The following is a 23,669-nucleotide window of genomic DNA, read 5'->3' on the forward strand; positions in this document are numbered from 1 at the left end:
GGTGACGGTGTCCCCACGACAACGCTGTCGATGTTACTCGGCGGTAGGTCCGACGCCGAACCCGCCGCCGGTGAGCAGCTTTCGACACCGATCCACCAGTGCCGAGCGTAGGGGAGCGGCCTTTTCCGACAGCTCTCCCTGCGCGCGAACGTACTCTGCCCGTCCAACCGCAGTTTCGATTCGGATGGGATCGAGATGGTACTCGCTCAGATCGTACGGACTTGCGCGCATATCGATCGTTCGCGCCTCCAACGCCAACTCGAAACAGTCGGTCACGAACTCCGAGTCGATCAACGGACCCAATTTGTAGCACCACTTGTACAGATCCATCGACGCGTGGATGCAACCGGGCTGCTCGGACCCCAGGCGCGACTCGGGGGACAACGCGAGGGCGTTACGCGGTACCGCGTCCTCGGTGAAGAAGCGGTAGGCGTCGTAGTGAGTGCACCGCAACGTCATCGAGTCCACCACGGCGTCGGTTCCCTCGTGACCGAGTCGCAACGGGACCTGGCTGTGCCGGACTGCCGAGTCGCCGCCGCGGTAGACCATCGCCCATTCGTGCAGACCGAAGCAGCCGAGCAGGGGCGGTCGCTCCCGCGTCGCCGACAGCAGACCCAGAACGAACTCGATGCTGGGCCGGCGTCGCTCGAGCAGATCCGACCGCACCCGGAATCCTGGACCGTCCGCAGTCTCGACCTGCTCGTACGAGGCGAACTCGGCGAAGTCACGCGCCCGATCGCCCGTCAGAACCGTGCCGTGGCCGGGATTCCATCGGCGCAACTGACCCGGGCGGTGGCTGTAGTAGGTGAACAAGAAATCCACCACCGGATGCACATTGCCGTGTCCGCGATCGACCAGATAGCTGCCGACGAGACTCTCCACCCGCGCCGAGTGCGCGTCTCGCCGGGCAGTCCACTCCGCCTCGGTCAGCGTTGCCGATTCGCCCATTCAGACGTTCCGCGGGGTACCGGTAGGTGCGGACTGACCCGGTCGGGGACCGGCGACACGGTGAGTCCCGTCTCGAACCGTGCCCACGAACTCCTCCACCAGATCCTCCAGCGCGACGATGCCGACCGTGGCACCGGTCGCATCGTGCACGGCACCGAGGTGGCTGCTGGCGCGCCGCAGCTTCGTCAGCGCGTCGTCGAGCACGGTGTCTATGGACACCACGGGCAGGGCCCTGACATCGCTGCGGGGAATGACGGTCTCCGGGCCGGCGGAGTCGTCGGCCATGTCGTCGAGCACGTCCTTCAGGTGCAGATAGCCCACCAGGGAACCGCTCGCATCACGCACCGGGTACCGAGAGAACCCGGTTTCGATGACTGCGCGTTCCACCGAACCGAGGGTCGGACCGAGAGTGTGGTCCGGCCCGGACAGCTCGATACTCCGAACCTGATGCGAGGGAATCAGAACCTCGGCCACGGTTCGGCCCGAGGTCTCGAGAGCCTGGCGCAATCTGCGGTGTTCCTCGGCGTCGATCAGTCCCTCCGAGCGCGATTCGCCGATCATCTGCGACAGCTCCACCGCCGAGACGGACGAACTCAGTTCGTCCTTGGGCTCGATGCGAAGCATGCGCAGCGTCAGGTTGGCGCACAGGTTGTAGAACGAGATCAGGGGCAACGCCACCTTGATGAACATCAGGTGGATGGGCACGAGCACCATGGCGGTGCTCTCCGGGCCGGCGATGGCGATGTTCTTCGGGACCATCTCGCCGACGAGAATGTGCAGAACCACGACGAGCGTCAGCGCGATGGCGAAGGCGATCGGGTGCAGGAACGAGCCGGGGATGCCGACCAGCTCCAGGGGCACCTCGATCAAGTGCGCGACCGCGGGCTCGGCGACGCGGCCGAGCAGAATCGAGCAGATCGTGATGCCGAGTTGTGCCGCGGCGAGCATCTGCGACAGATTTTGACCGGCCTCGATGACGCTCTGCGCGCGCTTCTTGCCCTGCGCCAGCAATGCTTCGAGACGATCACGGCGAGCTGAGATCAGTGCGAACTCGGCACCGACGAAGAAGGCGTTTCCGGCCAGCAGCAGAACTGCCAGACCTACCCCGAGAAAGTCACCCATCGACCTCACCGTCCGATCGCAGACGCGCCACTGCTTCGGCGTCGACCGGCAGGATCAGCACACGATCGATACGGCGGCCGTCCATGCGGATCACGCGCGCCATCCACCCGCCGTCGCCGTCGGGGACGTCCTCCGTCGCCGGGGACGGTAGAAGCACCGCGTCTCCCTCTGATGGAATCCGGCCGAGTTGCATCAGTACCAGGCCCCCGATGGTTTCGTATTCGCCTTCCGGGGCCGAATAGCCCGTCGCCGACGCAACCTCGTCGATGCGAAGCAGCCCCGCGCAGTCCCAGCCGTCGCCCGAACGAGCGACGTCCAGTTCCGGCTCGTCGTGTTCGTCGCGCACGTCGCCGACGATCTCCTCGATCAGATCTTCCATCGTCACCATGCCTGCGGTGCCGCCGTACTCGTCCACCACGAGGGCCACCTGCATTCCGTCGGCTCGCACGCGTTCCATCACAGCGTCGCCGTCCAGGCTCGACGGAACGACCGGAACGTCGCGCGCCAGGGACTCGACAGTGGTGGACCGGCGGTCCGCTCCGGCCACCGTGAACGCATGCTTGATGTGTACGACACCGACGGTGTCGTCCAGGTCGCCGTCGACCACCGGGAACCGAGAGAAGCCCGTTCGCGCAGCGGTTTCGATCAGGTCGGCGACGGTCGCGTCGGTGGCGAGAGTCTCGATCTTGACCCGCGGAGTCATCAGTTCCTCGGCGGTGCGGTCGCCGAACTGCAACGACCGGTCGACCAGACGTGCGGTGTTCTCGTCGATCGAGCCCTGCTGGGCCGACGTTCGGACCAGTGAACCGAGCTCCTGCGGTGATCTTGCCGAACGCAGTTCCTCGGCCGGTTCGATGCCGAGCCGTCGCACGAGCCAGTTGGCCGAGCCGTTGAGTCCGTTGATCGCCCATTTGAAGATCAGGGAGAACCCGGCCATCGCTCCGGCTGTGACCCGCGCGGTCGACATCGGTTTCGCGATGGCGATGTTCTTGGGGACCAGTTCACCGAAAATCATCGAGAACGACGTGGCCAAGATCAGAGCCACCGCGAGGGAGATGCCCGACGCAAGAGAGTCCGAGGCACCGAGCGCGGTGGTCACCGGCCGAATGAATCCTGCCAGCACCGGCTCCGCGAGATAACCGGTGATGAGGGTGGTGATCGTGATGCCCAGCTGCGCGCCCGACAACTGAAAAGACAGCGTCTTGTGAGCATGCAGAACTTGGCGCGAGCGTAGGTCGCCGTTCTCGGCCTGAGACTCGACCGCACTGCGTTCGAGAGCAGTGAGGGAGAACTCTGCCGCGACGAAGAGGGCAGTACCTGCCGTCAGCGCCACGAAGCCGATCAGGCTGACGATGGTGACGAGAGTGGCCACAGGTCAACGCCGCCGAAGTTGAGAGAGCAGTACCGCTCCGCTCGTCTGCGGGGACCTGTCGAAATCGGTGTCGCCGGGTTTCTCTCCCGGCTCGATAGAGGATCCCTCCGATGTGGAACCGTCGTCGTGCTGTTCCGCAGTTGCCGAACCGGCAACCGAAATAGTGGGTGCCTCGGGCACCTGATTCCCTTCTGTCTGGTTCGCGTTGCGGCACACCGGTGGTGGCCGACGCGTCGTCGATCCGCGCCGAGTCGACGTTGTCGTCTCGGCGCGGGCAACGACAGCGAACGTCGTCGAACTCGTAGTGGGTGAGTCTAACCGTGTCGGTGCGTTACCACCCGGACGGCAGGGGGCGCCCTTCGGCAAATCCTGCGGCCGACTGGACTCCGAGGACGGCTCGTTCGGCCAATTCGGGCAGGGAACGGGCCCCGGCATAGGTGCATGTGCTGCGCACACCTGCGCAGATGTGATCGATGAGGTCTTCGACGCCGGGACGATCCGGATCCAGTCGCATCCGGGAACTGGAAATCCCTTCCTCGAACAACGCCTTGCGGGCGCGGTCGAAGGCCCCGTCGGTGGCAGTGCGCGCCGCGACGGCACGCTTGGACGCCATGCCGAAGCTTTCCTTGTATCGGTTGCCCGCCGCGTCGACGCGAAGGTCTCCGGGAGATTCGTAGGTGCCCGCGAACCAGGATCCGATCATGACGTTGGCGGCACCGGCCGCGAGCGCGAGCGCGACGTCGCGAGGATGGCGAACACCGCCGTCGGCCCAGACCGACGCACCGAGTTCGGCTGCGGCAGCCGAACAGTCGGCCACGGCGGAGAACTGCGGCCGACCCACGCCGGTCATCATGCGAGTGGTGCACATGGCCCCGGGGCCGACACCGACCTTGACGATGTCCGCACCCGCCGCCACCAGGTCACGGGTGCCCTGAGCGGAGACGACGTTGCCGGCGGCGAGCGGTACGCCGAGATCGAGCGAACGCACTTCGGCCAACGCTTCGAGCATCTTCTGTTGGTGCCCGTGGGCGGTATCCATCACCAGGACGTCCGCACCGGCCTCGACCAGTGCCGTCGCCTTCTTCGCCACGTCGCCGTTGATGCCGACCGCGGCAGCGATCCGCAGCCGTCCCGACGCGTCGACGGCAGGGGCGTAGATGCCGGTGCGGACGGCACCGGTGTTCGTCACCACACCGGCCAACGAACCGTCGTCCTCGACGACGATCGCGAGCTGGGCGTGGGCGGCCTCCATCAGCTCGAAGACCTCTTTGGGTGAGGCGTTGCGGGCCACCCGCACGAAGTCGGTCGCGGCCACCGAGCTGAGCCGAGCGAAGCGATCGACGTCCGCGCAGGCGCTCTCGGTGACGACACCGACGGGCTTGCCGTGCTCGACGATCACGACGGATCCATGAGCGCGCTTGTGCACCAGGGCGAGCGCATCGGAGACCGAGGCGTTGGGGCCGAGAACGACCGGTGTGTCGGCAACGAGATCTCTGCTCTTGACGAATGCGACGGTTTCGGCGACGGCCTCGGTGGGCAGGTCCTGCGGAATGACGGCAATGGCACCGCGTCGTGCGACGGTCTCGGCCATCCGCCGACCAGATACTGCGGTCATGTTCGACACCACGATCGGAATGGTCGTTCCCGACCCGTCGACCGTGCTGAGGTCCACGTCGAAACGAGAAGTGACATCGGTCCGGTTCGGGACGAGGAAGACGTCGTCGTAGGTGAGATCGTAGGGCGGCTGGTGACCATCGAGGAACTGCACGTTGATCGAGACTACCGGTCGGATGGACTTCCTGGGTTCGACGCCCCGTCCCGAGCGGTCGGTTCGGACGCGTTCGCAGCCTGCGTACGCGACAGCAGGACCGTCGTGACGACCATGACGGCCACGGCCACGACGATGACCGTCAGGGCTGCGCCCTCGGTTCTGATTCGCTCGTTCAGGACAGTGACTCCGACGAACGCCGCGCCGAGTGGTTCACAGATCGTCACGGCCGGCATCGACGCCGACAGCGGACCCACCTGGAATGCACGCTGCTGCAGGTAGAAGCCGACGACGCCGGATCCGATCAGCGTGTAGGTCTGCCAGGCCGTCAGCGCCTCGACCGGGTTACCGTCGACGAGGTCGGTGACGTTCTTGGTCAGCGCAGCCGCCAGGCCGAACAGCAATCCTCCCGCTGCACCGAGCAGTAGTGCCCGAACTCCCGGCGAGGTGAGCAGCAATCCGCCCGCGGCGGCGCAGCCGACCACGACGGCCACCACGATCAGTGGAACGAGCCATTGCACGAAAGGGGCGTCGGTATTGCCCTCGCTCGGGTCGCCCACCACGATGAAGACGGCGAGTGCCGCGGCCATCGCCACGGCGAGCGCCCAGGTGGTGGCGGGCAGTGTTCTCCCGACCAGCTTTGCCGACATCGGGAGAGCGAACAGCAGTGCTGTCACCAGCAGAGGTTGGACGATCAGTACCGAGCCGACCCACAGCGCGGCGATCTGAACCGCATAGCCACCGCCGTCTCCGAGGACCCCTACCCACCACCGCGGGCTGCGCACCAGTGCCGAAACGAGGGATTCACCTTCGGGGACGGACGCGGCCGCGCTCTGTTGCGCGACCGACGCGCAGGCGAACAGGAACGCCGAAATCAGCGCGAGTACGACCGCCGGCCAGGACGCGGTCACCCGCGTCGTCCTCTGCTACCGCCACCCCGCCGGCTCCCGGTGCCATCGCTCCGCCCACGCCTGCCCGGCGTACCCGTCCGGCCCGCACCGCGCGCAGTTCGGGGGTCGGCCGCAGCACCGCTCGTCGTCGGTACCGAGGCCGGTAGCGGTCGACCGATCGGGGTGCGTGCGCCCGTCGGTCGACGCCACGCGGACTGGTCCAGATCGGTATCGATGATCGTGGCGGCAACGCCGGCCTCGTCGGCCATCGATCGGACGCGATCCAACTGGTCGTCCGTTGCCAGCGTCACGACGGTTCCACGGGCACCGGCACGTGCAGTGCGTCCGGCGCGGTGCAGGTAATCCTTGAAATCGACGGGGGGATCGACGTGAACGACGAGCGTCACGTCGTCGACGTGAACACCGCGGGCTGCCACGTCGGTTGCGATGAGAGCCACGGACGTGCCCTCGCCGAAGGCCGCGAGCGATCGGGTGCGGTGCGCCTGAGTCTTGTTGCCGTGCAACGACGATACCGGCACACCCAGCGCGAGGCACTCGTCGGTGAGTCGATCGACGGCATGGGTGGTCCGTAGGAACAGAAGTGTCTTTCCGTCGCGGTTGGCAAGTGCGGCAGCGACTTCGGTCTTTCGGGCCGCGTCGATTCGGAAGACGAAATGGGTCATGTCGGGTTCGCTGACGGCTGCCGCAGTGGAGTGCACAGCGGGGTCTTTCAGAAACTTCTCGACCAGTCCGTCGACCTCCCCGTCCAGCGTCGCGGAGAACAGCATCCTCTGACCGTGTTCCGGGGTGGCAGCGAGCAGTGAATCGACCTGAGGCAGGAAACCCATGTCCACCATGCGATCTGCTTCGTCGATGACGGTGACCTCGACATGCTCGAGTGTGATCGAGCGTCGCTGGAGGAGATCGATGAGCCGGCCGGGAGTCGCGACCACGATGTCGACTCCGCGCTGAATATCTCGGACGTTGCGTTCGAGCGGAACACCTCCGACGACGCCGACGGTACGAAGTCCGAAGGTGGCACCGTGGATGTCGAGTACTTCACGAATCTGCAGTGCCAGTTCCCGAGTGGGGGCGAGAATCAACCCGCGCGGTGCCGCCGGTGCGCTTCGCTTGCCGGCGAGGTGGACGAGAATCGGCAGGGAGAACGCCAGGGTCTTACCCGAGCCCGTGGGTGCGCGCCCGAGGACGTCCCGTCCGGCAAGGGCATCGGGGATCGCCGCGACCTGAATGGGAAACGGGTCGCGAGCACCTGCATTTCTGAGGGAGTGCACCAGAACGACGGGGAGACCGAGGTCTGCGAACGATCGAGTGGATTGACCCGGCATGGAGCTGACCTTACCGCCGGATCGACGACGCGTTCGACCGTTCTTGTCGGTACCGCACGCAATACTTGTCCTAGAACGTGAGTTCGAATGGCGTTCGAGACGCAATCTCCGCAGGGGCGGTTGCACGGCGAAGGTGGGGGAGTCATGTGCAAGATGTGCCGAGGGTTCGGTGTCGACAATTACATCGATGACGTGAGGGCAACGATCGAGACATTCGGGTGGGCGCTGCAGTACGTGGAATCGGAGGTCGATCGAGACGGCATTCATCCCGCGTTCTGCTACACGGTCGGTCTCACCGACCTGGGCAGTCCCGAAATCGTCGTGACGGGACGCGGGCCACGTGAATCCTCGATGATCCTGAACGCGCTGGGGACTTCGGTGGCGTCGGGGATGTTGGAGATCGAATCCGGAATCGGTTGTGCAGCAGCAGGATTCGATCTTCTGGCCATCGACGTACCGGATTGTGCGGACATCCTGTACGTCGCCTCCGACGTGTACGGCACGGGACGCTTCAGCGCCGTACAAGCCGTCTGGAGGGACCTCGAAGGTGCACTGCCGTGGGAGGGATTTCCGTCGACGGTGGTGCAACCGATACTCGGGCCGGTGCCCTTCTGAGCGAGCGAAGACCGATCACACCGGTGGCACCGCGCGAAAGTACGCGCGGTGCCACCGGCGAGGGACCGATGTCAGGCTTCGATCTCGGAGCGATCTCCACTCCACAGAGTGTGGAACTTGCCCTCGGAATCGGTGCGCTCGTAGGTGTGCGCACCGAAGAAGTCGCGCTGTCCCTGTGTCAAGGCCGCAGGCAGACGCTCGGCACGCAGCGCGTCGTAGTACGAGAGCGAGGATGCGAACGCAGGCACCGGGATGCCGAGCGACGCAGCCGTGATGACGACGCGCCGCCAACTGTCGATCGCGTTCTCGATGGCGTCACGGAAGTACGGCGCCAGGATGAGGCTCGGTAGTTCGGCGTTGTCGTCGTACGCGTCCTTGATGCGGTTCAGGAATCGCGCCCGAATGATGCAGCCACCACGCCAGATCGTGGCGAGATCGCCCGGATGCAGATTCCAATCGTATTCGGCGCTACCCGCCGCGATCTGATCGAAGCCCTGTGCGTAGGCGACGATCTTCGACGCGTACAGCGCCCGGCTGATGTCGTGGGTGAACTGCTCGGCATCGGTCGGCTTGTCGGCCAGTGTTCCCGATGCGAGGCCGACAGCCGCCTTGCGCTGGGCTCGCGATCCCGACAGAGCCCGTGCGAACACTGCCTCGGCGATGCCGGTCACGGGCACTCCGAGATCGAGTGCCGCCTTGACGGTCCATCGACCGGTGCCCTTCTGTTCGGCAGCATCGACGATCACATCGACCAGTGGCTGCCCGGTCTTCGCGTCGACCTGGCGAAGGACCTCCGCAGTGATCTCGACGAGGTAGCTCTCCAGATCGCCCTTGTTCCACTCGGTGAAGACGTCTGCAACCTGCGCAGGCGAGTACCCGAGCGCGTCGCGAAAGAGGTTGTACGCCTCGCCGATGAGCTGCATATCGGCGTATTCGATGCCGTTGTGCACCATCTTGACGAAGTGGCCGGAGCCGTCGGGCCCGATGTGGGTGCAGCACGGCGTGCCGTCCACCTGCGCAGCGATGGACTCGAGCAACGGTCCCAGTGCCTTGTAGGACTCGGCCGGGCCACCCGGCATGATCGACGGGCCGTTGAGCGCGCCCTCTTCGCCGCCGGAAATACCGGCACCGACGAAGAGCAGACCGCGGTCCTTCATGGCCGCCTCGCGGCGGATCGTATCGGTGTAGAGCGCGTTGCCGCCGTCGATGATGATGTCGCCTTCCTCCATCACACCGGCGAGTTCCTCGATCACCGCATCTGTCGGGTCGCCTGCCTTCACCATGATGAGCACGCGCCGCGGCTTCGCCAGCGCGGCCACGAACTCCTCGATGGTCTCGGTACGGATGAAGTTGCCCTCGGTACCGTGCTCGGCGATCAACGCGTCGGTTTTCGCGATACTGCGGTTGTGCAACGCGACAGTGTGCCCGTGGTGGGCGAAGTTACGCGCGATGTTGGAGCCCATGACGGCGAGTCCGGTGACTCCGATCTGAGCCAGTTCTGTCTCTTTTGCTGCTGAGGTCATACAGACAGCTTTCCTTGCCGCGCGATTTCGCGCGAGCCAACCCCCTGGGTCGGGTGCGACGCCGGCCGACACGACGAAAAAGGTGCCGCATTCGCGAAGAATGCGGCACCTCGGGGTTCGAGCGACGAAGCCCGTCGAATCAGGACTTCGCCTCGAACGATCGATCAGTGGCTGCGTGCAGGCCCGTCGAAACCGTCGTACGAACGACGCTCGGTGCGGCTACGGAACCCACCCGACCGGTTCTCGTCCTGGCGCGGGGCGGATGCGGGACGACGGTTGTCCGAGCCACGGTTGTCCGAGCCGCGACCTTCGTAACCGCGACCCTCTGAGCCGCGGTACGAGCTCGAGTCGGAGCGACGCGGGCGGTCACCTTGGTAGCCGCCTTCGCTGCGCGGGTTGGATCCCTGGTAGCCGCCGGTGCGAGGGCTCGATCCCTGGTAGCCGGTGCGGGGACGGTCACCCTGGTAGCCGCCTTCGCTGCGCGGGTTGGATCCCTGGTAGCCGCCGGTGCGAGGGCTCGATCCCTGGTATCCCGTGCGGGGACGGTCACCCTGGTAGCCGCCTTCGCTGCGCGGGTTGGAACCCTGGTAGCCACCGCTGCGGGGGTTGGATCCCTGGTAGCCACCGGTGCGCGGGCGGCTGTTGCGATCACGCGGGGTGGATTCGGCACGCAACGGCTCACCGGTCGGCTTCTTGGCTCCGGTGATGCTGTTGAGTTCGGCCGAACCGGGGGAGACGTTGACCGCGGTGGCCTTGACGCCGGCCATCCCGGTCAAACGCAGAACCTGACGACGCTGATTGGGGAGCACGATCGCGACGACGGTGCCCTTTTCTCCGGCGCGTGCCGTGCGGCCGGCGCGGTGCAGGTAGTCCTTGTGGTCAGCGGGCGGATCGACGTGTACGACCAGGTCGATTCCGTCGACGTGAATTCCGCGGGCCGCGACGTCGGTGGCCACGAGCACAGGGGTGCGACCGTTCTTGAATCGCTCGAGCACTCGGGTGCGCTGGTTCTGTGCCTTGCCGCCGTGCAGCGACTCTGCAGCGATGCCGAGGGCGCGCAGGCGATCGGTGATGCCGTCGCAGCCCAGCTTGGTGCGCGCGAACATGATGGTGCGGCCGCCTTCACGGGCACCGATCTCCGAGAGCACCAGATCCTTCTGGCCGCGGTCGACCATGAGGACGTAGTGGTCCATGGTTCGGACGCTGGCCTTGCCGTCCTGGGTGGAGTGCTCGACGTGGTCGGGCAGGAACTGGCGAACCAGTGACTGGACCTCGCGGTCGAGGGTGGCCGAGAACAGCATCCGCTGTCCGTCTGCGGGTGTATCGGCGAGTACGGCGCGCACCTCGGGCAGGAAGCCCATGTCGGCCATCTGATCGGCCTCGTCGAGCGCGGTGATCTCGATGGAGTCGAGGATGCAGGTGCCCTGACGCAGGTGATCTGCCAGTCGTCCCGGAGTGGCGACCAGTACGTCGACTCCGCGGCGAAGCTGCTCGACCTGCTTGTTGAACGGGGTGCCGCCGACGGCAGGCATGACCCGGAGGCCCTGTGCGTTGGCGTAGGGAGCGAGCGACTCGACTACCTGGAACGCGAGTTCGCGGGTGGGAACCAGTACGAGCGAACGCGGGCGCTTGGCGGCCGGTCGATCGGTGTGCAGCGACAGGCGCTGCAGGATCGGCAGGCCGAAGGCGAGGGTCTTGCCCGAACCTGTCTGCGCGCGACCGAGGACGTTCTTGCCGGCGATGGCGTCGGGGAGCGCCTTTTCCTGGATGGGGGACGGCACGGTGATCGAGTTACGAGCGAGAGCCGCGACGACTGCCTCGGGCAGACCGAGCTCGGCGAATGTGAATGCCGGTGCCGCTGCGGGCGTCGGTACGGCCGTCGAGTCGGACTCGGGGGAAACGGTGGTATTGGAAACAGCGTTGGTCACGCAGTAAAGCCTCTCCGGATTGCGGGCACGCCAATAAGCCCGAAGCTGAGAGACCCGACGAGAAGGGAAACACGAAAAACAGCCAGAACACATTGATACGAGCCAGGGCACTGTCACCTGGCCATCGGTACGCAGGTCGAACCTGCATAAAGTGGGGCTGTTTGTGCCATTTCGATTGCTTGGTCGCGATGGCGACCGAGTTCTATTGTACGGGACGTACCGCCATTTGTTCACCCGGGTGGGTGTGACCTGCGTGACCCCCTGACGTGGCGGCGCTCGATCAGCCGAGGAGTTTGCTCAGCTCTTCGAGCCACGGCATCGCGACGTAGATGGTCGGCAGCACGAGTATGACGACGGCGGCCAGATATGCCACAGCGGCGATCCGGACGTCGCTGCCCGGCCCGCTCAACCGCTGGACGCGAATGAGTGTGTGCGGTCCTCCGGCTGCCATGGCACCCCGCGGTGCGGTGGATCCGGCACACGTCACGAGTGCGCGCGCGAGAGGGGTGGGTCCGGTGACCTTGACCGCCGTGTCATCGGCCAGCAGCTCGACCAACAACTGAACGCTGCTCAGGGCGGACTTGCTACGAACGATTCTGGGGAACGCCTCGTTGACCGCGGTGAACGCTTCCAGCACGAGGTCATGACGGGATCGTAGGTGTGATCGCTCGTGACTGAGGATCGCGGTCACCTCCGCTTCGGAGAGGCTGGCAAGCGTTCCGCGGCTCAGCACCACCCGCTGCCGTAGTCCGGGCAGGCAATACGCAATCGGTTCCGCCGCGTCCAGAACCCGGATGTCTGCATCACGCAGGCCCCTGAACGGATTGTCGCTCTTGTCGGTCCTGTCGAGCAGATCGACCAACATGCGATGACGGGAGCGGCGACGGCGGGTACGCACCGCCACCTGAGCCACCGAGAACATCAGTTTCGCTCCGATGCCCAGAGTGATCGCGAGCACCACCACGTACAAGGTCCACAGAGGCAGGCCCAAGGCGTCGATCTCGTCGGTCGGAGCCGTGGTCGGACGGCCGTCGGGGCCCGGCACGAGCAGCAATCCGCCGATTGCGAGGCCGGAACTGAAGGCCGACAACACGGCCGCGAGGGCGATGGCCTGCCACAGCACCAGAGCAGCGCGAGGCGACCGGTACGGCCAGCTCGCGCGGGCGAGCATCGCCGGCACAGGTCCAGCCAGGATCAGCGCGAGTATCGCGAATACCAGCGCAGTGGTGGAGTTCATGTCCTCACTTACTACGAGGAGCCTCAGTCCGTCGGACGGCCTTCTGCAGCAGAAGGTGACTCTGTCGTCGATTGTGCCACTTCCAGCGCCGCGAGTGCTTCACGGAGGGCGGCGGCCTCATCTGCTCCGACCTGCCCGACGAAGTGCACGAGGGCAGCTGCACGACCGCCGGAGGCGGGGGCCTGGGACAACGCGTCGACCATCAGGCTCGCGACCAACTCGTCGCGACCATGGACCGGGGCGTAGCGGTGAGCTCGGTCGTCGCGCTGCTGGACGACCAAACTTTTCTTCGCCAGACGCTGCAGGACCGTCATCACGGTCGTGTACGCGAGTTCACGATGAGTCGCAAGGGCCTCGTGGACCTGACGAACGGTCTGCGGCTCCGTCGATTCCCACAGATGGTCCATTACTGCGCGTTCCAATTCACCAAGGCCAGCCATTCCTCCGAGTCTACGGCCAGTCCGACGCGGATGCGTACTACTCGTAGTAGTAACTACCGTCCGAGTGCTGTGGTCTCGGTCATAGCCGCGGTCGAGTGGCGTCGGCGGGTCGTGACTGTGAGCGGGTCCGTGGGCATACTCTGTCGTGAGTTGGTGCCGCTGGGCCGAGTCGGAAAGATGAGTGGAGACCTCGCGTGAAGTGGTTCGATTCACTGTCGTTGCTCGATGGGCCACTGCCGGTGATCGTGTCCGTGCTCGGCGCCGCCGGCGGACTGTGGTTGCTGGTCTCGAGGTCGCGTCGGTACGCCAGGCGTGCGCTGCCGATCGCTGCCACCGCGGCGATCGTCGTCACGGCCATCGGTTACGTAGTGGTCGAAAAAGTATGGCGTCCGTTCCCCGATCCGATCGACATGTCGATCTACGTGTGGATCGGGGTGGGTGTGGCTGCCCTGTTCGCACTCGTACCACGGTCGATCGCTGCCCGCGGCGTGGTCGGCACAGTGGTGTCGGTGCTGGCGGCGGTACTCGTGGTGGCAACGTCTGCTCTGCACGTCAACCTCGAATTCGATGCGTATCCGACCGTGGGAAATGCGCTCGGTGTCGAGTCGGCCGAGCGCATAGCGTTCTCGGACGTGCCGCCTCCGGTCTCCGACACCGTCACCGGCACACCCCTGGAATCTGCCTGGTCCGCACCTGCCGACCTGCCTTCCGCCGGCCGCGTCACCTCCGCCACCATTCCTGCCACCGCGTCGAACTTCACGGCGCGAGACGCCCAGATCTACCTACCGCCGGCCTATTTCGCCGATCCCCGTCCGCTTCTTCCTGTCCTCGTACTGCTCGCCGGCCAGCCCGGCGCACCCGAAGACTGGTTCAACGGGGGCAAGCTCGCCGAGACCATGGACAACTTCGCGCGTGATCATGCCGGTTTGGCACCGGTGGTGGTCGTGGCCGACGGCACCGGCTCGTCGATCGCCAATCCGCTGTGCGTGGATTCGACACTCGGCAACGCGGCCACCTACCTCGCACGTGACGTTCCCGATTGGATCGACAACTCCCTGCAGGTGGATCGAAACCGTGCTCATTGGGCGATCGGCGGATTGTCCTACGGCGGAACGTGCTCGATACAGATGGCCACCAATCATCCCGAGGTCTATCCCACGTTTCTCGACCTGTCGGGTCAGCGCGAGCCGACCCTCGGCGATCGAGATCGAACCGTGCAGCAGGCGTTCGGCGGCAACGCCGCAGCGTTCACCGCGATCAACCCTCTCGACCTGCTGAAATCGCGTCGATACCCGGACTCTGCCGGTATTTTCGTCGTGGGGTCCGAGGACAAGGATTACCAACCGGGCCAGCAGGAGATGTACGACGCGGCGAAGGCCGCTGGAATGGATGTGCAGTACGTGGAGGTACCAGGGGGACACAGCTTCGCGGTGTGGTCCGAAGGCTTACGTCGAGAACTGCCGTGGCTGGCTACGAGAACAGGACTGACGGCGTGAACACCGACGAGTCGGGGGGTCCGACGGAAGCGATCGATGCTGCGGCACCGACGTGGATGTCCGAGAAGGTGGCCGTCGTGAGATCCGCCGCCTCGGCGACGATGCGGCAGTCGCGGCGATTGTGGTCGCTGATCCTGTTCGGTGCCGTGGGTGCCCCGGTCAGCTTCACCCTGCTCGCCGTGGTCTGGCTTTCGGGGATGTATGCCGTCGTGTCGGACGGCCATGGTCAGGTCGACAGGTACTTCGCGGTCGGCATCGTCCCGTTCGAGCACTGGCATCTCTGGACGCCGCTGACATCTGGTCTGGCAGCGCCGAATATTGCGGGCTGCGTGGTGGCGACCGTTGCGGTGCTCCTCGCTGCTGCCCCGATCGAACGTCGTATCGGTTCCCGTCGGTTCGCGGTAGCCGCATTCGTGACGCAGGTTGCGGGGTCGTTGTTCGGGCTGGGCCTGGCCGTGCTGGCGAAGACCGTCGACGAGGATTGGGGTTTCCGCCTGCACGTAGGTACGGCCGTGGGCCCGACGACATGGGTCTGCGGAGTTGTGCTGGTTGCCACGTCGCGGATGGACACGCTGTGGCGCAGGCGGATTCGCGTCGGACTGCTGACCCTTCTGGTGACCCTGGCCTTGTTCGGCGGTCACCTGCAGGACGTCGTTCGGTTGGCGGCAGCGGTGATCGGTCTGATCGTGGGCCCGTGGATCGTCGGCCGCTCGGCGCGCGGTCCGAGATTGGCGGGAACGCAGCGTGAAGGACGTGTGCTGGTCGCGCTGATCGTCGCCGCCAGTGCCCTCGGTCCGGTGCTGGCGGCCTTGAGCCCCAATGCCGTGGGGCCGTTCGCGGTGCTTCGCGACGTGGTGCGCGGCGTGCCGTACACAGCTGCCGAGGTTCGTGAGATCTGCGCCGATGCCACGACCGATCCGGTGGAATGCCGCCGCGGGCTGCTCGACCTCAGGCTGGGCGGAGTCGGACCGACGATCCTGAGCATCATGCCGTCGCTGTTCCTGTTGGTGGTCAGTGACGGTTTGCGCCGCGGTCGACGGTTCGCGTGGGCGATGGCAGTGATCTCGCAGGTGGTTCTGCTCGCGCTGTCGGTGGCGAACTACGCCATCCGATTCCTCGAAGCCGGTGACGACGAATCGTTGTTTTACGGGCTGGAATCTCCCACGGCCTACCGCACTGCCGTGCCCTTCCTTCTGCCCCTGATCGTCCTGCTGGTCCTGATCGTCACTCGGAAGTTCTTCGACGTGTCGGCACCGGCTGGCACGTACCGACGCTGGGCCGCGTCCGTCGTGGCCGCCGTAGTAGGACTCGGCCTGATCTACTCGATCGGTGGCTATCTCGGTCGCGGCGGTTTCGCCGACTCGCCGTCCTTCGGCGGATTGCTGGTCGATTTCCCGCAGAGGCTGGTTCCGCCGGTCTATCTGCAGTGGCTCGAGCCCGCCCTTCTACCCCAGAGCACCCCGACCACCTTGCTGTTCGAGTGGACCGGCGTCGTGTTCTGGGTCGTGGTGTGTGCGCTCACGATCAGCACCTTCCTCACACCGGTGTACGGCCCGGAGACCGATGCCACCGAACGGGCTCGCAGCGTGCTGATGTCGAGCAGCGGCTCGGCGCTGTCGTGGATGACGACCTGGCGCGGGAACAAGTACTGGTTCAGCGCCGACGGCCGCAGCTACGTGGCGTATCGCGTCATTTCCGGCGTGGCTTTGACCACCGGTGACCCTGTCGGGCCGCGAGCATCGTTGCGAGACAACGTCGTCGAGTTTGCCGAGTTCGCGTCGAAGAACGGGTGGATTCCGTGTTTCTACTCCGTCACCCCGGCCGTCCGGCGTATCACCGATTCTCTGGGATGGGGCGGTATCCAGGTCGGTGAGGAGACCGTGCTCGATCTGGACGGAATAGCGTTCACCGGCAAGCGGTTCCAGGATGTTCGTACTGCGCTCAATCGAGCGAAGAAGGCAGGCGTCGTCGCGGAGTGGATTCGGTTTCCCACCGCTCCACTGGCCATCACCGATCAGATCACCGCGATCTCCGAGGAGTGGGTGGCAGACAAGGGGATGCCGGAAATGGGCTTCACCCTCGGCGGACTCGAGGAGGTCGACGACGAGAACGTGCGATGCCTGATTGCCGTCGACGAACATCGAACCGTGCACGGGGTCACGTCGTGGATGCCCGTCTACGAGGACGGCGTCATCGTCGGGTGGACGCTCGATTTCATGCGGAGACGGTCGGAAGGTTTTCGGCCGACAATGGAGTTTCTCATCGCCTCTGCCGCCCTGCTCCTCGAGCAGGAGGGGGCCAGGTTCCTGAGCCTGTCCGGTGCACCTCTGGCCAAAGTCGACGAGAAGCAGCCCGAGCACGTGTCCAGCGCCGAGCAGTCGACGCTGTCCGGCTTGCTCGAACGGTTGCTCGATGTACTCGGGCGAACCCTCGAACCTGTCTACGGGTTCCGGTCTCTGCTGGCATTCAAATCCAAATTCCAGCCGCGCTACGAGCCGATGTACATGACGTTCGCCGATCCGGCCGCCCTGCCCAGTATCGGCAACGCAATCGGCCGGGCCTACCTGCCCGACGTGTCCATCGGTCAGGGCTTCAAGCTCGTCCGAACGATGATCGAGCGGTGACGCTCTGCGCTAGACGGCCCGCGAGTCCAGTGTCCCGGAACGCCTGTCCGATTTCACCGGACCACCGACCGACCCGTACACGTGGCGAGTTCCGATCGGAACGATGAGCGGGCGATCCGACATGGGATCGTCGATCACGGCTGCCTCGAGTCCGAACACGTCGAGCAGTAGTTCCTCCGAGATGACGTCCTGGGGGCGACCGGACGTAACGATGGTTCCTTGCTTCATGACGATCAACTGGTCGCTGTATCGCAGTGCGAGGTTGAGATCGTGCAACACCATGACGATGGTGCGGCCGAGCTCCTCGTGCAGGCGATCGACGAGGTCGAGTACCTCGATGGAGTGGGCGAGGTCGAGGTAGGTGGTCGGCTCGTCCAACAGCAGGATGTCGGTGCCTTGCGCCAGTGCCATCGAAATCCAGGCGCGTTGCCGTTGACCACCGGACAGCTCGTCGACGGGACGGTCGGCGAGGTCGCCGACGCCGGTGAGTTCGAGTGCGTTGGCCACTTCTGCCTCGTCGTCCGAGCTCCACTGCCTTATCCACGACTGATGGGGGTGACGACCGCGCGAGACCAGATCGGCGACGGTCAGTCCTTCCGGAGCAGTGGGTGCCTGCGGCAGCATGCCCAGGGTTCGGGCAACCTCTTTGGTCTTCATCGAGGAGATCGCCCGGCCGTCGAGCATCACGCTTCCGGCCTTGGGCTTGAGCAGGCGTCCGAGCGATCGCAGCAGGGTCGACTTGCCGCAGCCGTTCGGGCCGATGACGGTGGTGATCACTCCGGTGTGAATCGCGAGGTCGAGGTGCTCGATGATGGTCCGGTCGCCGTAACCGAGGCTGAGATCGTCTGCGACCAAACGCGAGGCGTGGCTGATTGTCATACGGAAGCCTTTCGATTACTGCGCACGAGAAGGTACAGAAGGAACGGTCCACCGAGTGCCGAGGTGACGATGCCGACCGGCAGTTCCACCGGCAGGATCGTCCGCGCGATGAGATCACTCGCCACTACCAGCAGTCCGCCCAGTAATGCCGAGGCAATGATCGGCGGTCCCGGGGTTCGAAGGAGCCGTACCGCGATCTGCGGGGCTGCCAGTGCGACGAACGCGATCGGTCCGGCCGCAGCTGTGGCAACGGCAGCGAGTGCGACGGCGGCGAGCAACATCACGGCTTGGCTGTGCTGCAACCGCACTCCGAGCGATCGTGCATTGTCGTCACCCAGACGCAGTGCTCCCAGCGTGAAGGTCGACACGATGGTTGCGCCCCCGACGATGACGACGGCGACTGCGACCGGCCACACCGTCGACCAGTTGGCTCCGTTGAGAGAACCGTTGAGCCAGACCTGCGCGCGCGACACGTCGTTGATGTCGGCGCTGATCAGCAACCACCCGATGACGGCCGTGAGCATGGCGTTGACGGCGATTCCCACCAGAATGAAGCGAAAGCCGTCGACGCCTTTCCGCCAGGCGAGTGAGTAGATCGCTATTGCGGTGAGTACTCCGCCGATCAGCGCTGCCAGTGGCAGACCGAGGGTGGCGAGCAGACCGCTGAAGGTACCGCCGCCACCCAGGACGATCAGCGCGACGGCTGCAGCACTGGCACCGGCGGTGATGCCGAGAATATCGGGACTGGCGAGTGCGTTCCGAGAGATGGATTGCGTGATCGCACCGGAAATTCCCAAGGCCGCTCCGACGAGCAAGCCCGTCAACGACCGGGGCAGGCGTAGGTCCATGACGATGAACCGTTCGATCCGCGTTCCGCCGCCGAGCAGGACATCGAGCACCTGGGGGATCGACAGCGGAAAGTCGCCGCGGCCGATGTTGACACACATGACGAGAATCAAGGCGGCAGCCACGAGGACGGTGGTGACGACCATCAGTGGACGGCGGACGAGGGACACCCGCCCCAGGCGAACGGCGGGCCGCGCGGGCACGGTGCCGGGACCGGCCGTGGAGGGTTCGGGGGACCGGATCTCGGCGGTCACAGGCTCGCCAACTTTCTACGGCGTACCAGTGCGATGAAGAACGGCGCGCCGAAGAGTGCGAGGACGATGCCCACCTGCAACTCGCCCGGGCGCACCACGACGCGTCCGATGACGTCGGCGATCATCAGCATCACGCCGCCCATGAGGCCCGCGTAGGGCACGAGCCAGCGGTAGTCGGGTCCGGTCACCGCTCGGGCGATATGCGGAACGACGAGGCCGACGAAGGCAATGGGCCCGCACGCGGCCGTTGCCGCTCCGGTCAGCAAAGTGATGGCCAGGATTCCGACGGTTCGGGTGACCGCGATGTTGGTTCCGAGGGACCGCGCAACGTCCTCGCCCAGGCTCATGACGTTCAGGCCCGGGGTGCTGGCGAGTGCGATCAGCACACCGAGAATCAGGAAGGGGAGAACCTGCCACAGCACGTCGAGCCCCCGACCGGCGACCGATCCGACCACCCAGAAGCGGTAGCCGTCGAGGCTCGTCTGGTCGAGCAACACGACGGCATTCGTCATCGCGGAGAGGAAGAACGCGACACCCGCGCCCGCCAGGGCGAGGTTGATCGGACTCGATCTGCCCGACCCGATGGACGACAGACCGAACACCACGACGCTCGCCACTGCCGAACCTGCGAACGCGAACCACAGGTACTGGCTCGGAGAGGTGAACCGAAACAGGTAGATGGCCATGACGACGAAGAACGCCGCCCCGGAATTGAGGCCGAGCAAGCTGGCATCGGCCAGCGGGTTGCGCGTATGTCCCTGGATGAGGGCACCTGCGATACCGAGCGCGAGGCCGACCACCAACGCCAGCACGGTTCGGGGGACCCGCAAGGTCCGCACGATGATGTCGGTGTCCGTGCCGTTCGAATCGATCAATGCATGGGCGATCTCGGCGAACGTCAGTGGTCGGGCACCGATGGCGATGCTCGCAAAGATGCCGGCGGCCAGAGCGACGACCAGCACTGCCAGGCCGAGCAATCTGCGTCGGCGAATGGCGGCAACCGAACCATCTTTGGGAATGGGCTCGAAATCATCAGCTGCAGCGGTCTTCTCGCGCACGACCTCCGAAGTGGACCGGCCGAGACCGAACTGGCGACGGAGAGCTCGACGGACACCGACCGGGCCAGTGGTGTCGGTGTCGCGGAGCGTCAGACTCATCCACCGTCTACCTGTGCTCTGCCCCTCGTTGCCATCGCGGTAGCCGCGGTTCCAGACGAACAAGGCGACGGCCACCGAAACAGAAATTGCTCCGAACACGACACGGTCGGCCTGACCACCGCCGTTGTCGTCACGAAGGGCGTCGACGATCGACCACCCGATGAACAACGGCACGAGCACGATCAGCGCGTCGATCCCCGCGGCTGCTATGCGTGTACTCCACGGTGCTGGCCCGGTGGGCACGTCCTCGGTCCCGTATCGCTCGTCGGGCGAGCGACGCGAGCCGTGGGGGCCGAGTAGCGGAGCTGTGGTCACTGGGGTCGTGACTCCTCGCTGGATCGAAGGGACACGGTTTAGGTTACGGAACCCTTCCTCTCCGTGCGACACGAGGTAAGGGTAGCGGTGCCTGACTCGGCAGCCGGATCTGGTTAGGCTAACCTACATCCATTGGTCGACGGTGGGGCGAGTTCACCGGTCACGAACAGAAGGAGCGTTCAGGTGTCAGTTGCAACTGCGGCATTCACGGGCTGGGCCGATGTGCACCGATTCTCGGACCGATCCGGTGGGCACGCTCTGTTGGCCGAGTCGTGTTCCACTCTGCGCGCGCTCAATCCCGACTATCCGCGGATGTACGCGGTGGCCGCCATGGCCGACGAGGGTAAGCGGCGTTGGTGGCAGCTGTCGGTCGGTCTCGACGACGGTCGCGTCGAGCAGATGTACCGCCGTTCGCTCGAGGATCTCGAAGTGCCGCACGCTGCGGCGGTGCAGGTGGCGACTGCGCTGATTCATGCGGTGGTCGGGCGGGTTGCAGCACTGCTCGTGCTCGAAGCGCGTGCCTGGGATCCGGGCATCGAGAACTTGTGGATCCATATGGACAGCGACGGGGGAATCGATTGGGCGGGTGTTGCGTCGCCCATCTTGCGAGTGCTGCCGGAGGATCCGGCAGCCGGCGAGCCCGGAACCGTGACGTTGCCCTGTGAACAGGCTCTTCTCGTCTGGACCGCGCATCGGTGCCTGACGTCTCTCGGGTCTGTCTATCGTGCGATCAGTGAGCGGGCTCCGCTGGATGCTCGCGTCTTCTGGGCGCTGGTGGGTGACGCGATCCTCGGTGCGTCGACGTACGTCCCGATTTTGGCCGGGACCGGCCCATCCGCCGGAACGCGGCGAGGCCAGTTACTGCTCGACGCGATGGTCGCTGCCGGCGCGCCCGTGCGATCGCGAGTCGGAGTCCCGGGCCGGCAGCGGCTACGCGCCTCGTGAAGGCCTTGCGTCCGAACTGAGGTATGCCTATGCTAATTTCATACCAACGGACCGCGCCGGAGACCTGAGGGCTGCAGTGTCTCCCGGTCCTTGCCACGGTGGGCCTCTCGTTCGACTCGAACGAGAGGCCCACCGATTTTCTCGGGCGGAGTGTCGTGTATTTCTGGTCATGGGTCGACTGCAGTCGGCGAACATTCTCAGTACGCGACCGGAAGCGGAGCAATGACCGATTCGAACGGCACCACCGAAGCGAGCCCCTTCGAGACCCTCACCCCGGAACAGCTGACCGAACTCTGCGGACGCGGATTCGACGGCGTGGTCGGACTGACCTACCGAGAAGTGACCGGCGACGTCGTTCGCGCAGAGTGGGATGTCACCCCGCAACTGCACCAGCCGGCCGGGATCATGCACGGTGGTGTTCTGTGCGCCGTGGTGGAATCGGTTGCCAGCATCGGTGGATCGGCCTGGTTCGGTTCGCGCGGTCATGTCGTCGGGGTGAACAACAGCACGGACTTCCTGCGAGCAACGCGCTCGGGCTCTCTTGCCGCGCACGGACATCCGATCCATCGAGGCCGCACCCAGCAACTCTGGCAGGTCGACATCTCCGACGAGGGCGGCCGCCTGGTGGCACAGGGCAAAGTGCGGCTGGCGAATATCGAAAACACAGCACGTCTGGGACAGTGAAGCCCATGACCGGACACGACAATGTCGTTCCCCCTTCCGCCGGCGGAGCGCTGACCGACGACGCGTTCGACCGCCTCGAAGCACTCTTCGAGCCCATCGATGCCGATCTGGCGCAGCACTATCCGGGAGACCGAATAGGAGGGCAGCCCTCCCACACTGTCTACATCCCGGCCTCCGAGGCGTCCGAGAACATCCCGGCCGCATGGGGAACCGCAGCCCTCGGCCTGCTCGATGCGCACCCCGAGGCCTTCGCCGGCCTCGGCACCACCGATGCTCTACCGGTGGTACGGGACCGGCTGAACGCAGCACCGATCCAGGACCTCAGGTTCGATTTCGAGGACGGCTACGGGTGGCGCTCCGACGCCGTCGAGGATCGTCACGCCGCGGCAGCAGGTGCAGCGTTGGCTGCGCTGGCACACGACGCGGCGGGCCCGTCGTGGCTGGGCATCCGTGCGAAAGGCCTTGCCGCTCATGAGCGTCGGCGTGGCATTCGAACCCTGGAACTCGTCCTGGACGGGGCCGGGGGAGTGCCCGACGGGTTCGTGTTCACAGTGCCCAAACTCCGCGCGGTCGAGCAGGTTTCGGCCGTGGTCGCGTTGTGCGAAGAACTCGAGCGGGCTCACGGTCTTCCCGATCGGGCACTCCGTTTCGAGTTGCAGATCGAAAGCCCGCAGGCCGTGATCGGTGCCGACGGTACGACGACGTTGGCGCGTGCGATAGCCCGCGCGGATGGTCGCTGCACGTCGCTCCACTACGGCACCTACGACTACAGCGCGGCGTGTGGAATCACGTCGGCGCAGCAATCTCTGGCTCATCCGGTGGCAGACCACGCCAAGAACGTCATGTTGGTTGCGGCAGCGCAGACAGGCGTGTGGGTGTGCGACGGGTCGACCCAGGTGGTTCCGACCGGTAGCTCCGAACAAGTGGCAGCGTCGGCGCGGCGTCACTTCGATCTGGTGACCAGATCCCTCGAGCGGGGCTTCTACCAGGGGTGGGACATGCACCCCGGTCATCTGGTGACGCGATGGTTGGCCACGTTCGAATTCTTTCGTCACGCGATGCCCGTCGCCGCAGCTCGAATGGGCAACTACCTCGATCGTCGCGGCGGAGATGTGATGGACGAGCCGGCGACGGCGCAGGCTCTCGCGGGCGTATTGGTACGCGGCCTGGACGCGGGCGCGTTCGGGGTCACCGAACTGCAGGACGTGGCCCCTTCTGTCGACCGAAATGTCCTGCGGGGTCTGCTCGATCGGTCGGTCACCGTGCCCTTGGGCTGACTG

At 65.5% G+C, this 23,669-nt stretch carries 19 protein-coding genes; 6 read left to right on the forward strand and 13 right to left on the reverse strand.

From position 1 onward, the window contains the following. Window positions 1–33: 33 nt before the first annotated feature. The 6 genes from AB0P23_RS06675 to AB0P23_RS06700 all read right to left on the reverse strand — a co-directional run bounded on the left by AB0P23_RS06675 (window position 34) and on the right by AB0P23_RS06700 (window position 7,446). The gene (locus AB0P23_RS06675; RefSeq protein ID WP_206497565.1) at window positions 34–948 is read right to left on the reverse strand and encodes a 3-methyladenine DNA glycosylase; all 915 of its coding nucleotides are present in this window, start codon (window positions 946–948) and stop codon (window positions 34–36) included. Continuing rightward, window positions 949–2,070 carry a hemolysin family protein gene (locus tag AB0P23_RS06680; protein WP_032370576.1) on the reverse strand — a complete coding sequence of 374 codons (1,122 nt, stop codon included), beginning with the start codon at window positions 2,068–2,070 and terminating at the stop codon, window positions 949–951. Next, window positions 2,063–3,442: a hemolysin family protein gene (locus tag AB0P23_RS06685; RefSeq protein ID WP_027497158.1), complete on the reverse strand. Its 1,380-nt coding sequence runs from the start codon at window positions 3,440–3,442 to the stop codon at window positions 2,063–2,065. Before AB0P23_RS06685 ends, AB0P23_RS06680 begins: the two co-directional genes overlap by 8 nt. A gap of 331 nt (window positions 3,443–3,773) precedes the next feature. Further along, complete coding sequence (locus AB0P23_RS06690; RefSeq protein ID WP_027497156.1) at window positions 3,774–5,210, reverse strand: GuaB1 family IMP dehydrogenase-related protein; 1,437 nt, start codon at window positions 5,208–5,210, stop codon at window positions 3,774–3,776. A gap of 11 nt (window positions 5,211–5,221) precedes the next feature. Then, window positions 5,222–6,121 (reverse strand): DMT family transporter, encoded by a 900-nt coding sequence (locus AB0P23_RS06695; RefSeq protein WP_032384324.1) that lies wholly within the window; start codon window positions 6,119–6,121, stop codon window positions 5,222–5,224. Next, window positions 6,118–7,446, reverse strand: a complete 1,329-nt coding sequence (locus tag AB0P23_RS06700) for a DEAD/DEAH box helicase (RefSeq protein WP_204856581.1) — start codon at window positions 7,444–7,446, stop codon at window positions 6,118–6,120. Before AB0P23_RS06700 ends, AB0P23_RS06695 begins: the two co-directional genes overlap by 4 nt. Before the next feature lie 87 nt (window positions 7,447–7,533). Here AB0P23_RS06700 and AB0P23_RS06705 point away from each other — a divergent pair, with 87 nt between their 5' ends. Next, a complete protein-coding gene (locus AB0P23_RS06705; protein ID WP_052061585.1) occupies window positions 7,534–8,061 on the forward strand; it encodes a DUF4262 domain-containing protein in 528 nt (175 codons plus the stop codon). Window positions 8,062–8,132: 71 nt separating this feature from the next. On the opposite strand, the gene gndA is transcribed toward AB0P23_RS06705, so the two are convergent. The 4 genes from gndA to AB0P23_RS06725 form a co-directional block, all read right to left on the reverse strand. Further along, window positions 8,133–9,584: an NADP-dependent phosphogluconate dehydrogenase gene (gene gndA / locus AB0P23_RS06710; protein ID WP_027497152.1), complete on the reverse strand. Its 1,452-nt coding sequence runs from the start codon at window positions 9,582–9,584 to the stop codon at window positions 8,133–8,135. A gap of 164 nt (window positions 9,585–9,748) precedes the next feature. Continuing rightward, complete coding sequence (locus tag AB0P23_RS06715; protein ID WP_230591740.1) at window positions 9,749–11,410, reverse strand: DEAD/DEAH box helicase; 1,662 nt, start codon at window positions 11,408–11,410, stop codon at window positions 9,749–9,751. A 382-nt stretch (window positions 11,411–11,792) separates the two neighbouring features. Continuing rightward, entirely contained in the window at window positions 11,793–12,749 is a 957-nt protein-coding gene (locus AB0P23_RS06720) for a M56 family metallopeptidase (protein WP_032383817.1), read from the reverse strand. 23 nt (window positions 12,750–12,772) lie between these two features. Continuing rightward, entirely contained in the window at window positions 12,773–13,189 is a 417-nt protein-coding gene (locus tag AB0P23_RS06725; protein ID WP_032366177.1) for a BlaI/MecI/CopY family transcriptional regulator, read from the reverse strand. A gap of 194 nt (window positions 13,190–13,383) precedes the next feature. On the opposite strand from AB0P23_RS06725, the gene AB0P23_RS06730 reads away from it, so the two are divergent. Together AB0P23_RS06730 and AB0P23_RS06735 are read left to right on the forward strand one after the other, a co-directional pair. Beyond that, a complete protein-coding gene (locus AB0P23_RS06730) occupies window positions 13,384–14,685 on the forward strand; it encodes an alpha/beta hydrolase-fold protein (RefSeq protein WP_032370569.1) in 1,302 nt (433 codons plus the stop codon). 101 nt (window positions 14,686–14,786) lie between these two features. Continuing rightward, window positions 14,787–17,309 carry a DUF2156 domain-containing protein gene (locus AB0P23_RS06735; protein ID WP_032372757.1) on the forward strand — a complete coding sequence of 841 codons (2,523 nt, stop codon included), beginning with the start codon at window positions 14,787–14,789 and terminating at the stop codon, window positions 17,307–17,309. 9 nt (window positions 17,310–17,318) lie between these two features. Here the strand turns inward: AB0P23_RS06735 and AB0P23_RS06740 are convergent, their stop codons facing one another. The 3 genes from AB0P23_RS06740 to AB0P23_RS06750 are packed head-to-tail and all read right to left on the reverse strand — an operon-like array spanning window position 17,319 to window position 20,760. Next, a complete protein-coding gene (locus AB0P23_RS06740) occupies window positions 17,319–18,188 on the reverse strand; it encodes an ABC transporter ATP-binding protein (RefSeq protein ID WP_032372399.1) in 870 nt (289 codons plus the stop codon). Beyond that, window positions 18,185–19,288, reverse strand: coding sequence for an iron chelate uptake ABC transporter family permease subunit (locus AB0P23_RS06745; RefSeq protein ID WP_045841749.1), 1,104 nt, complete (start codon window positions 19,286–19,288; stop codon window positions 18,185–18,187). Before AB0P23_RS06745 ends, AB0P23_RS06740 begins: the two co-directional genes overlap by 4 nt. Beyond that, window positions 19,285–20,760: an iron chelate uptake ABC transporter family permease subunit gene (locus tag AB0P23_RS06750; protein WP_080736528.1), complete on the reverse strand. Its 1,476-nt coding sequence runs from the start codon at window positions 20,758–20,760 to the stop codon at window positions 19,285–19,287. Before AB0P23_RS06750 ends, AB0P23_RS06745 begins: the two co-directional genes overlap by 4 nt. A gap of 222 nt (window positions 20,761–20,982) precedes the next feature. Here AB0P23_RS06750 and AB0P23_RS06755 point away from each other — a divergent pair, with 222 nt between their 5' ends. From AB0P23_RS06755 to AB0P23_RS06765, 3 genes are all read left to right on the forward strand, one after another. Continuing rightward, a complete protein-coding gene (locus AB0P23_RS06755; protein WP_228139410.1) occupies window positions 20,983–21,705 on the forward strand; it encodes a hypothetical protein in 723 nt (240 codons plus the stop codon). A gap of 222 nt (window positions 21,706–21,927) precedes the next feature. Next, window positions 21,928–22,389 carry a PaaI family thioesterase gene (locus AB0P23_RS06760; RefSeq protein WP_027497142.1) on the forward strand — a complete coding sequence of 154 codons (462 nt, stop codon included), beginning with the start codon at window positions 21,928–21,930 and terminating at the stop codon, window positions 22,387–22,389. Between the two features lie 5 nt (window positions 22,390–22,394). Then, on the forward strand, window positions 22,395–23,666 hold the full coding sequence (locus tag AB0P23_RS06765) for an aldolase/citrate lyase family protein (RefSeq protein ID WP_283550398.1): 1,272 nt from the start codon (window positions 22,395–22,397) through the stop codon (window positions 23,664–23,666). The last annotated feature ends 3 nt before the right edge of the window (window positions 23,667–23,669 follow it).

Origin of the sequence: Rhodococcus sp. NPDC077669, assembly GCF_040686915.1 — a bacterium.
In the GTDB taxonomy this organism is placed as follows: Bacteria; Actinomycetota; Actinomycetes; order Mycobacteriales; family Mycobacteriaceae; genus Rhodococcoides; species Rhodococcoides fascians.